Source organism: Mesorhizobium sangaii (genome assembly GCF_014207355.1).
In the GTDB taxonomy this organism is placed as follows: Bacteria; Pseudomonadota; Alphaproteobacteria; order Rhizobiales; family Rhizobiaceae; genus Mesorhizobium; species Mesorhizobium sangaii.
The window spans coordinates 20,344-30,293 of record NZ_JACHEF010000016.1; the positions used below are offsets into that span (position 1 = coordinate 20,344).

General features: G+C 56.1%; 9 protein-coding genes and 6 pseudogenes. 5 read left to right on the forward strand and 10 right to left on the reverse strand.

Translation table 11 applies throughout. The annotated features are described in order from the left end of the window. Nucleotides 1–3: 3 nt before the first annotated feature. Nucleotides 4–1,087 (reverse strand): annotated as a pseudogene (locus tag HNQ71_RS33595) (Tn3 family transposase). 177 nt (nucleotides 1,088–1,264) lie between these two features. Further along, nucleotides 1,265–1,570, reverse strand: a complete 306-nt coding sequence (locus HNQ71_RS35775) for a DUF4158 domain-containing protein (protein ID WP_343068325.1) — start codon at nucleotides 1,568–1,570, stop codon at nucleotides 1,265–1,267. Between the two features lie 60 nt (nucleotides 1,571–1,630). Between HNQ71_RS35775 and HNQ71_RS33600 the strand changes: the two are divergent. Then, nucleotides 1,631–2,329, forward strand: a pseudogene (locus tag HNQ71_RS33600) (IS6 family transposase); the annotation flags it as partial. Nucleotides 2,330–2,443: 114 nt separating this feature from the next. On the opposite strand, the gene HNQ71_RS33605 reads toward HNQ71_RS33600, so the two are convergent. From HNQ71_RS33605 to HNQ71_RS33625, 6 genes and pseudogenes are all read right to left on the reverse strand, one after another. Then, entirely contained in the window at nucleotides 2,444–3,118 is a 675-nt protein-coding gene (locus tag HNQ71_RS33605) for a phosphoribosylanthranilate isomerase (RefSeq protein WP_184879136.1), read from the reverse strand. Nucleotides 3,119–3,126: 8 nt separating this feature from the next. After that, entirely contained in the window at nucleotides 3,127–3,369 is a 243-nt protein-coding gene (locus HNQ71_RS33610; protein WP_184879138.1) for an NUDIX hydrolase, read from the reverse strand. Further along, a complete protein-coding gene (locus tag HNQ71_RS33615; RefSeq protein WP_210334149.1) occupies nucleotides 3,351–3,608 on the reverse strand; it encodes an NUDIX domain-containing protein in 258 nt (85 codons plus the stop codon). The genes HNQ71_RS33610 and HNQ71_RS33615 overlap by 19 nt, the downstream gene beginning before the upstream one ends. 5 nt (nucleotides 3,609–3,613) lie before the next feature. Continuing rightward, nucleotides 3,614–3,910, reverse strand: coding sequence for a hypothetical protein (locus tag HNQ71_RS33620; protein WP_184879142.1), 297 nt, complete (start codon nucleotides 3,908–3,910; stop codon nucleotides 3,614–3,616). A gap of 325 nt (nucleotides 3,911–4,235) precedes the next feature. Further along, a pseudogene (locus HNQ71_RS35355) lies at nucleotides 4,236–4,448 on the reverse strand (integrase core domain-containing protein); the annotation flags it as partial. A gap of 77 nt (nucleotides 4,449–4,525) precedes the next feature. Continuing rightward, nucleotides 4,526–5,510: pseudogene (locus HNQ71_RS33625) on the reverse strand (IS5 family transposase). A 90-nt stretch (nucleotides 5,511–5,600) separates the two neighbouring features. Here HNQ71_RS33625 and HNQ71_RS33630 point away from each other — a divergent pair. From HNQ71_RS33630 to HNQ71_RS33640, 3 genes and pseudogenes are all read left to right on the forward strand, one after another. Then, on the forward strand, nucleotides 5,601–6,230 hold the full coding sequence (locus tag HNQ71_RS33630) for a 4'-phosphopantetheinyl transferase family protein (protein ID WP_184879154.1): 630 nt from the start codon (nucleotides 5,601–5,603) through the stop codon (nucleotides 6,228–6,230). 41 nt (nucleotides 6,231–6,271) lie between these two features. After that, a pseudogene (locus tag HNQ71_RS33635) lies at nucleotides 6,272–6,512 on the forward strand (transposase); the annotation flags it as partial. A gap of 178 nt (nucleotides 6,513–6,690) precedes the next feature. Then, nucleotides 6,691–7,443, forward strand: coding sequence for a type 2 periplasmic-binding domain-containing protein (locus HNQ71_RS33640; RefSeq protein ID WP_184879157.1), 753 nt, complete (start codon nucleotides 6,691–6,693; stop codon nucleotides 7,441–7,443). A gap of 146 nt (nucleotides 7,444–7,589) precedes the next feature. Here the strand turns inward: HNQ71_RS33640 and HNQ71_RS33645 are convergent, their stop codons facing one another. Further along, nucleotides 7,590–8,249, reverse strand: coding sequence for a thioesterase domain-containing protein (locus HNQ71_RS33645; RefSeq protein ID WP_184879160.1), 660 nt, complete (start codon nucleotides 8,247–8,249; stop codon nucleotides 7,590–7,592). Between the two features lie 153 nt (nucleotides 8,250–8,402). Between HNQ71_RS33645 and HNQ71_RS33650 the strand changes: the two are divergent. Further along, nucleotides 8,403–8,725, forward strand: a pseudogene (locus tag HNQ71_RS33650) (IS5/IS1182 family transposase); the annotation flags it as partial. A 151-nt stretch (nucleotides 8,726–8,876) separates the two neighbouring features. Here HNQ71_RS33650 and HNQ71_RS33655 read toward each other — a convergent pair. Next, a partial coding sequence (locus tag HNQ71_RS33655; protein WP_246462490.1) for a thioesterase domain-containing protein occupies nucleotides 8,877–9,950 on the reverse strand: 1,074 nt, incomplete at its 5' end.

Here is a 9,950-nt window from a genome sequence, read left to right on the forward strand (position 1 = left end):
CGATCACGGGCGAGCGGTCAATTGGAGCGGCATGAGGCCATCAGCGTCGAGTTCAATGCTGTCTGACCAGACATAATCTCCTGTGAGGTTGATCCGGTCCCACCCCAAAGGAGAAAGCTGCGAAAGCAGCTCGGGATCGAGCGTCATTCCGCGCTTTCGCAATTCGCCTACTGCGCGGTCGAGATAGCGGCAATTGAACAGAATGATCGCGGCGGTAACGAGATTGAGGGCCGCCGCTCGCATCTGCTGATTTTCGAGGCCACGATCCCGGAAGCGTCCCAGCCGATGGAAAGCAACCGCGCGGGCCAGGCTGTTGCGGGCTTCTCCTTGTTAAGTTCGCCGGTGACGAGCTGGCAGAGCGCAGGGTCCTGGAACCATCTCAATGTAAATAGCGTGCGTTCGATGCGACCAACCTTGCGCAGTGCGGCGGCAAGGCTATTCTGTTGCCGGTATGCGGAGAGCTTTTTGAGAATCAGCGATGGCGTGACGGTCCTGTCGCGCATCGCCCCGATGACGCGCTGAATATCGGGCCAGTGATTGACGATCAAATCGCGGTTGAGCCTGTGTCCGAACAGCGGTGCCAGGCCACCGTAGCGCTTGGGTGTCTCGAAGGCATAGAGGCGGCGATCGGACAGGCGCGGAATACGTGGCTCGAAATCGAGCCCGAGCAGATGCATGACCGCGAACACAATATCGGAGACTCCCCCGCCATCGACGTGCAGCGCCGAAAGATTGGCGCTGCTTTCATGACCGAGCATGCCATCGAGGGCATGGATCGCTTCACCAGCGGTTCCCGCGATCAATAGCGGTCGGTGATCGTGGTGTAGATCTTGACGATCGGCTCGCGGCCATAATGCGCGTTAACGAGGCCACCCGCTTCGCCGGCGCCGCCGAGATAATAGGCCTGGCCATCGACCGAGGCGCGCCAGCCCTCGCCGAACCACGACGCCATCGGCTCGGCATGTATGGCATCGGTCAAACACGCGAGTGCGGCGCGGAACGTCTCTTCGCGCATATGCCAGGTCTGCATTCGCAGGAGCGGTGTAGCGGACGCCTTCACGCGCATATTGCGCCAGCCGCGGTTCATACTGCGTGTGTGTGACGACCGTCTGCGCGCCGATGTCGCGAACCAGTGCGATCTTGTCCAGAATACCTACGAGCGAGGCCGAGGCGACGCGCGGCGTGGGTTCCCGTAGCCAAGAGAATCGGCTTTGCCGATCATGCGTTTTCTCGGCGGTAAGCGCGTCCAATCGGCTCCGGGTTGCTATGTCTCGTCGATATCGGCGATGATCCTGCGTTCGGCCGCGTGCGTCGCCTCGGCCGCCATGCGCTCGACGACACTGATGCCGGGAATGACGATCTTGCGGGCGCGCAGTTCGTCGAGGAACCTGTTCAACAAAACGAGTCCATCGGTCAGGCCAATAGCTTCGGCCTCCAACCACGCCCGAAGTGTTGCGCGAATCGGCTTCGTGAGATCGGCAACCCGAAACGCGCCTTGATCGCGAGAAGCTGGTCGTAGCGTGTTGGCGTGCGTCGCGCGAAACCAGCAATCACTTCGGTTCCGTTGCAAACTTTTCGCTTACGGCCGGCGTGTCATAGGTGACCGGCATTTTGCCGGAGAGTTGTTCATTTCAAGGGCCGCCATTTCGACAAGTCCGTAATCCTGCTGTGCGTGCGCTGGTATCTGGCCTATGGCCTGAGCCTGCGCGACCTGAAGGAAATGATGGCGGAGCGCGGCATCGGCGTCGACCATTCGACGATCCACCGCTGGGTCGTTCACTTCTCGCCTCGGCTGCTGGAGCGTTTCAATCGACGCAAGCGCGCGGTGACCAGAAAATGGCATGTCGACGAGACCTATATCAAGGTTCGCGGAAAGTGGATGTATCTCTATCGCGCGATCGACAGCGCCGGCGACACCGTCGAGTTCTGGTTCAGCGAACACCGGGACCTGCTGGCGGCCAAACGGTTTTTCCGAAAAGCGCTTGAACGCCATGGGCGGCCCGCGCGGGTGGTCATCGACGGCAGCCAGACCAACCGCGAGGCGCTCGTCTCGTGCGATGCCGAAAACCGACTGCGCCGTCCCTCCCGGCGCGCTCCCAAACGGATTGGCATCCGCCAGAGCCGATATCTCAACAACCGCATCGAGCAGGACCATCGGCGTATCAAGCGCCGGGTGCGGCCGATGCTCGGTTTCAAGTCATTCGCAAGCGCGACTGCAACACTGGCTGGAGTCGAGATGATCCACATGATGCGCAAACGGCAGGCGAGGTACGCCTACAATCCAAATCCGTCGATTGCTGAACAGTTTGAAATCATCGCCGCAGCGTGAAGCTCTTGCCGCCCCCTCAGTTTCTGTGCCGGTATGAAAATTTGCAACGGAACCATTATTATGGCAACAACAGATGAGGCAATAAAGGATAAGGCGTAATCCCGGTTCATGAAACTAATTCCAGCTGTGGGATCTGATCCTCGCTATGAACTCGCGACACAGATTTCTATCCAATGCGCCATCGCGGCGAAGGCGAGAGCATACATCGATATGATGCGGCTTCACCTGATTGATTGCTGCAATAACGTTTTCAGGATCAAGCCCGCCCGCTAAATATATCGGCTTCTCTGATCGACTTACAATATGTGCTGATACTTCCCAATCGTGGGTGCGTCCTGTCCCACCCAGTTCAATAGGTTCGACATTAAAATTGCCTGTATCGAGGAGAATTGCGTCAGCGTATTCCCCCAATCGCAACGCATAGTCTATCGAAGACTTGTCGATTACGTGAACGACGGGAATAACCTCCAAAGCAGGTGCAAGCCGCTTGATCTCTTTTATAACCGAAGGGTCAACGGGAGAAACGACTTGCACTGTTTCTACGCCAACAGCATCTACATGACGCAATATTTCGTTCGCCCCTTTCTCGGAGGTCAAAACGATCGCCCTCGCACGATTATCGATATAACGTACAAGGTTTGATATCGTAGTATTGTCAATTATTCCAGGACCGCTTGGCATTTGCGCCACTAAGCCCAAACAGGTGGCCCCACATTCAATCGCTATGTCTGCATCTTGCTGTGACATGATGCAGCATATTTTTATTCTGTCGACTTTCAATAAAGTCATACTGTTTATCACCCTTTGGCATCCACGTTGAAGTACGGCTTTACAGCTAACGAAGCAGAAACTAATTTCCTCACCATTTCGAAGGTATTTATTTTCTCGATGTCCGACTCGGGTATCCACTGAGCTGACTTGATTAGTGCTTCACGCGGCTTCACAATAGCTGATTGAGCCTGAGCAACAAAAATGAAGTCAATATGTTTCAGGGCAAATTGTCCTTCGCCGATACTTTCATTTAGGACAGCGATTGGCATGATAATGGATGTCGCACCGTCGGCGTTCCGCATATCTGGAATTGAGGAGCCAAAAGTTTAATTTCGATTCCAATTTCTTCCTGAACTTCACGTATTGCGACATCGTGCGGAGACTCATTTGGCTCAATGCCGCCTCCGGGAAGCATGAACCGGCCATACTTGAGGTGTTCAATGAACAATGCCTTATCATGGTCACATGGGTGAAATATTATAACACTGCTTACAAGTCGCTTCTTCATGTATACTATCTCTGGCTGAAGTATACAATATCGGTGCGGTGATCGTATGTACCGTTTGCCGCTGCGGCAATGATTTTGGCTGCCGCTTCGATTTCAATCCCAACTTTCTCGTTCATATTATTGTAACAGTTAGTTAGCTCTCGAGGAACTGAGCTTAGCACGCTCTCCATCGCCGCTGTTCTCACAAACCCTTGGCTTACAAATACCAACGCACTGTGCAGCTTTTTCTCAGATTTTAACGTTTGGAACGCTTGAACATAAACAGATTTGGTTCCTAGGCTAAAGACTGCGCGACGGGCCACGTCGGAACACGTATCATGGCTATGAATGTGCAATTTGCATGCCACCAAACGCAGCGACCACAAATCGGAGGAGCCGCCCCTGGCCGGCTTGATCCTAACCCCTAGTATGTCTGGATCTGAACACAGATTGTCGTCAATCGGACTCGGACAAAATGCTGTGACCAGCTTTGGCACCGGCTGACGCCAGAGTCCTCGGTTGAGAATTGCGCGTCTGAGAGCGGATTGGGCAACAGGCGATCGCTGGAGCTGGTCGAGTTGCGCAGCTGTGTGTTGCTGTTAGCTTGGCGGCATAGGGCCGCAGGTGTGATCCGAGCGCCGAATGCTAGCGCCGTTCGCTGTATCCGGCGACCCATCTAGCGATCACTGATAGCGCGTGATCGAGGTCATACTGAGAGTATCGTTCAATCGCTCGTCCGGCTGCGGCCGTTCAAGGCTTCGCAGATTCCGTTCTGCATCGGCTTGCCTGGAGCGACAACATGCTGGCCCCCTGCCGTCAAGGCGAGCATGGCCTCGAGGTGAACTCGGTGCCGAGGTCCGACGGAAATCAGATTGCGTCTCGCCGGCGTTGGTGCATGGGTCCGGACTTGAGCGGATGTCGATCTTTGAAGCGGCAGACTATGCCGTGGCCGCCTTGCGGCGGGCGGATTTCGGGCGTGCGCAGGCAAGCATGCGGTTGAGGACGGCGCAGCCGATGGCGACTTCGGTCTTCTGAACGGGAAGCGACCGTGCCCGCAAACGCCGCCCGATGGTGGACTTGTATCGCCCCATGGCAGTCTCGACCAGCGAGCGTTTGCCATAACCGTTGGAGATCTGCCATTTCATCCGGCCGTCTCTGCCGATTGCGGCGATATGCTGGTCCCTTTGGCCGGGAGGTCTATCGTCGAATGGTTCGACCGCGTTGACGCGAGGCGGAATGACGATTGCGGCGGCAGCGCTATGATCGATGACTGCGTCGTAAGTCGGTTTTCCGTCATAGGCGCCGTCAGCAGTACACTGTCCGATCGGAGCGCCAATCTGGTCAAGTAGTGGCTCAACTTGAGAGACATCGCCAGTGTCCTGTCAGGGTATGGGCAATGATCTCGCCGCTGTCGGCATCCAGTGCCAGATGCAGCTTGCGCCAACTGCGACGGGATCTGGCGCCGTGCTTCTCCTCCAGCCACTGACCCGCGCCGTAGACCTGCAGGCCGGTGCTGTCGACAAGAACATGCACTGGTCCCTCCGGCGGAACCTGGCGATCATGCCGTTTGTTCGGCGATTGCCATGTCCGCGCCCGACGCCTCAGGGTGGTATGATCGGGGACAGCGAGCGCCAGCCCCATCAGTTGCAGCACCGATTCCAGCAAGCCTTCTGCCTGGCGCAGCCGCAGGCCAACCACAAGGCCCAGCGTCAAGGTGGTCTCGATCGCCAGATCAGAATAGCGGTGCTGGCCGCCACGTGTCTTGCGTCTTGGCGCTTGCCACCTAGACAGGGCTTCCGGCGTCACCCACAGGGTCAAACTGCCGCGATGACGAAGTCCTGCCTCATATTCTGGCCAGTTCGTCACCCTGAACTTCATCTTCTCAATATGATGGCGGCGGCTGGTATTGTGTTTGAAAGGCATGGCTACGCTGCAAAGGCTATTGCGGTGACCGCTTGCCTAAACCCACACCAATAAACGATCCGTGCACCAACGCCCATAGGAACCAGATAAATGGAGATTATCACGATTGATCAACAGAACATCCTCGTCGGCATTCGTCCAATAGAGCCGGCTGACGAATCGACCTTGTACGCTTCCGAAGTTACGTCTACGGGACGCGCTGTTCCCAAAGTACGCCGCCAAAGCGGTGCTGCAAGAGTAATTGCCCGAACACTTCTTGGGCAACTGGGATTCCCACCACTGCCGATCCTAAAGACGCGCTCTGGTGTTCCGATCTGGCCAGCCGGCATCGTCGGATCTTTGGCTCACCACGATACAGTAGCAGCCGCCGCCATTGCAGGTACGAAGAGGATTGCAGCGCTCGGCATCGACATTGAGCCTAATGAACCCCTGCCGGAGAACTTGATCGAATTGATTGCTACCCCTAACGAGCAACGCATGTACGATCTACGCCTGCTTCAACGGCGGGACCTCTTCGTTTTGAAGGAGGCTGTATATAAAGCCTATTTTCCACTGTACAATGATTTTCTTGAATTCCAGGACGTGGAAATTGATCTCCCTGCGCGATTAGGATACGTGCCAAAGAAAGATTGCACATTTTCGCTCGAGTTACTTATTTCCAACAATGTAATCGGGTTGGCGTATTCATGGCCGACATGCGGTGTTGCCCCGCTGATCTAATCCGGTTGACGTTCGTTCTGGACCATCGAGAGGACCAGGACATGAAACGTAGCCGCTTTTCTGAAGAGATCATCGGAATTTTGAAGGAACATGAGGCCGGGGTGTCGGTTGCCGATCTGTGCCGCAAGCACGGGGTCAGCGACGCCTCGATTACAACTGGAAGGGCCGCTTCGGCGGGATTGATGTCTCCAGGCTCGGCGACTGAAGGCTCTGGAGGACGAGAACACGCGGCTGAAGCGGCTTCTGGCCGACGACATGCTCGACAATGCGGCGTTGAAGGATGCCGCGCCAGAAGCCAACTGCCTGCGGCAACGACCCAACTTGGCTTGCAGGGTCCTTGGCAGCCCGCGAGTACAGGGAGCCGGGACACGAACTGTTCCCGCAGACACGCGGGATGTGTTGTAACGTTTTTGTTACTCCCGAGTGGCAAGGGATCCTTCAACCATTTCGGAGGATTGCGATGTTCAAAGGCCGCCAGGTCGACACAATCTGTGATCCTGCTGCGGATTCCAACGATTTACCGGACGGCATTCCGATCAAAAACCGGACGCGATTCCGAGAATTAACCGGACGCGATTGGTTTCGTCTCGGAATCACTGTCCGGATTCAGTGGAATACGCACTTCAGTCATGCAGGCGTGTGGACGGCTCTCAGGCAAATCAGGCCAGGACCCCGGCGGCGTCTTGACACAACAGTCACGGAAAGTTGGACATTCAATGTACTTGAGAACCATTCAATGTACTTGAGAACCAAAGCTATCCCTGCCGTCATTGGCATTTCGGCGTTTCTGGCGGCCTCTCTCAGGTCGCTCGCATCGGAGCCTTTCGACCTCAGCCCCGAACAGTCCGCTCGCCCCCGAACCGAGAAGGACCCGGCCCTCATCGGCTCGATCCCGGAGCATTTCAAATTCGTCGAGGACGGCGCCTTCACCGTCGCCATCTCCCCTAGCGGAACGCCGCCCATCGCCACCTATGCGACCGATGCGGCAACCGTCATCGGGGCCGATCCGGACATAGTCCAGTTGATTGCCGACAAGCTCGGCAGGAAGCTCAATCTCGTCCCCGTCCGCTCCGGGGTCGGCTCCCTATCGGGAAACCTGCGAAACGGCCGGAAGGAAGGGCGAAGTCAATGCCTCGGAAAGCTCCACGTCCGAAAGATCGTATCAAATCGACGTCACCGGCTACGTTCAATCCCTAGCGTCCACACGACCTAAGGCTCGTGATAAGGCGCGTGCCAGAACTACGCGGTTTTGTGGAACACTCATCAATGTTGCGTGATTGCCTGGGATCGGTAGGGCGCGAACGGCCGCACCTGGAACCTGGTCCCAACTGCGCAGGGGCGAGTTCGCCTCTGGACCTATTAAGGGTTTGTCAGGTGGTTCCCGACGACTGATGAGAGGCTCAATGGCATAAAACTGATGAATCTCAATTGGCAGGGACGGAACTTGATACGACTGCAGCGCCCTATGAAATTGGGCGATTCTTTCAGACATCTGACGTCATTGTGGAGATCACGATCCGGAGGTATCGCCCCAATTTGCTGTGCCTTTTCAAGCAGCTGAGCAATTGAACATTGTCCAGCAAAGCGTTCCAACACTTCGAAGCTCTCGTCATCCAAGGATTCGAAACGTTCCAACACCATATTTCGGACGATCTGAGAGGGGGATATGCTTGATCGATTTGCAAATAGCGTAACATCGATGAATGCCATGAAAGACACGGTGTCATCCACACCCAGTAAGCGCTGGGCTATGGCGTAAGCCAAGATGCCACCCGAGGAGTATCCTGCGAAGCGGTATGGACCTTGCGGCTGAATTTCTTTGATTGCCAGGATGACCGTGTCAGCAATCGCTTCAAGGGTCAGTGAGCGAGCTTTATCGAAAGACGGCCATAGCAAAGCATAGACGGGACAGTCTACGTTCATTTCCTTTACCAAACTGATGACATAGGAACAATCGCCCCAACCTGTGGGAACAAAGAACAGCGGCGGCTGCGACCCGGTTGCTTGAACGGAAATCACTCCCGGACTGCTGGGCTGTGATCCCAAGTGAATCTTCGATGCAAGGTCCGTCAAAACAGGGGCTTGGAAATTGCGATTGCCGGCCGCGATACCGGCAAGCGACGCGCCCGACCGGGTCATTATCAATGTTCCAGCCGCGATATTGTCGCGCCACAACCGACTTACGACGCAGTCATCGATCACAGCGCTGCCGCCGCAATCGTCATCCGCCTCGTGCCAGCGCGGTCGAACCATTCGACGATAGACCTCCCGGCCAAAGGGACCAGCATATCGCCGCAATCGGCAGAGACGGCCGGATGAAATGGCAGGTCTCCAACGGTTATGGCAAACGCTCGCTGGTCGAGACCGCCATAGGGCGATACAAGTCCACCATCGGGCGGCGTTTGCGGGCACGGTCGCTTCCCGTTCAGCAGACCGAAGTCGCCATCGGCTGCGCCGTCCTCAACCGCATGCTTGCCTGCGCACGCCCGAAATCGCAAGGCGGCCACGGCATAGTCTGCCACTTCAAAGATCGACATCCGATCAAGTCCGGACCCATGCACCAACGCCGACATTTGGTGTATTGTCGGAATCTCGAGACTGAACATGGTCGGGGTGCCAGACCCCTTCCGAGCGGTTCGTTAGGGATCAAGAGCCCCGGTTAAGGGCGTTGACAATGGCTCGGGCCAGAGCTTTGCGGTTTTCCAGAACACTTATCATCGTCACGTGGTCGCCTATAATCGGTACGGCAGTAATGTCCTCCGGACTCAAGACGCGGTCCCAACCGCGCATAGGCGAACGTGCCTCTGGGCAGAATGAACTCTTAGATTGTCGTGCCCGAGAACTGAAGAGAGCCTCGGTGGCATAAAACTGATGTATCTCAATTGGCAGGGTTGGGACTTGGTACGCCTGCAGCGCCTTGTGGAACCGGGCGGTCCTTTCATACATCAAAACATCGTTATCGAGATTACGATCCAGAGGTATTGCCCCAATTTGCTGCCCCTTTTCAAGCAGCTGAGCGATTGAACTTTGTCCAGCAAATTGCTCCAGCACTTCGAAGCTCTCATCATCTAAGGATTCAAAAGAATCGAACACCACGTCTCGTACCATTTGGATGGGTGATATCTTTGTCACGTTTGCAGGTAGCGTAACATCGATGAGAGCGATGAACGACACAGCGTCATCGAGACTCAGCAAGCGCTGGGCGATTGCGTAAGCCAAGATTCCGCCTGATGAGTATCCAGCGAAGCGATACGGACCCTGCGGCTGGATCTCTCTAATCGCCACGATGATGTCCGCGGCCATCGCCTCAAGAGATGGTGGACAAACCTCATTGAAAGGCGGCCATGGTTGAGCGTAAATGGGACAGTCTATGTCCATTTCGTTCGCCAAACCGAGGACATAGGAACAATCGCCCGAGCCTGTGGGAACAAAGAAGAGCGGTGGCTGCGATCCGGTTGCTTGTACGGAAATCACGCCCGGACTACGGGGCTGTGGCTCCAAATGAATCTTCGATGCAAGTTCCTTCAGAACAGGGGCTTGGAAGAGGTCGGCGGCGCTAAAGTTCACCCCGAGATTTAATGCTCGGCTGAGCAGCTGCACCGCCAGGAGCGAGTGGCCGCCCAGTTCGAAGAAGTTGTCGTGGCGTCCGACCCGCTCGACACCGAGAAGCTCCGCCCAGATCTGCGCCAGCGCCGTCTCGATCCCGCCCTGCGGCGCCTC

Bases quoted from the DNA above. Each gene is read 5' to 3' on its own strand.
- HNQ71_RS33605 (WP_184879136.1), bottom strand. From the start codon at position 3,118: ATGACTTTATTGAAAGTCGACAGAATAAAAATATGCTGCATCATGTCA.
- HNQ71_RS33610 (WP_184879138.1), bottom strand. From the start codon at position 3,369: ATGCCAATCGCTGTCCTAAATGAAAGTATCGGCGAAGGACAATTTGCC.
- HNQ71_RS33615 (WP_210334149.1), bottom strand. From the start codon at position 3,608: ATGAAGAAGCGACTTGTAAGCAGTGTTATAATATTTCACCCATGTGAC.
- HNQ71_RS33630 (WP_184879154.1), top strand. From the start codon at position 5,601: ATGGAGATTATCACGATTGATCAACAGAACATCCTCGTCGGCATTCGT.
- HNQ71_RS33640 (WP_184879157.1), top strand. From the start codon at position 6,691: ATGTTCAAAGGCCGCCAGGTCGACACAATCTGTGATCCTGCTGCGGAT.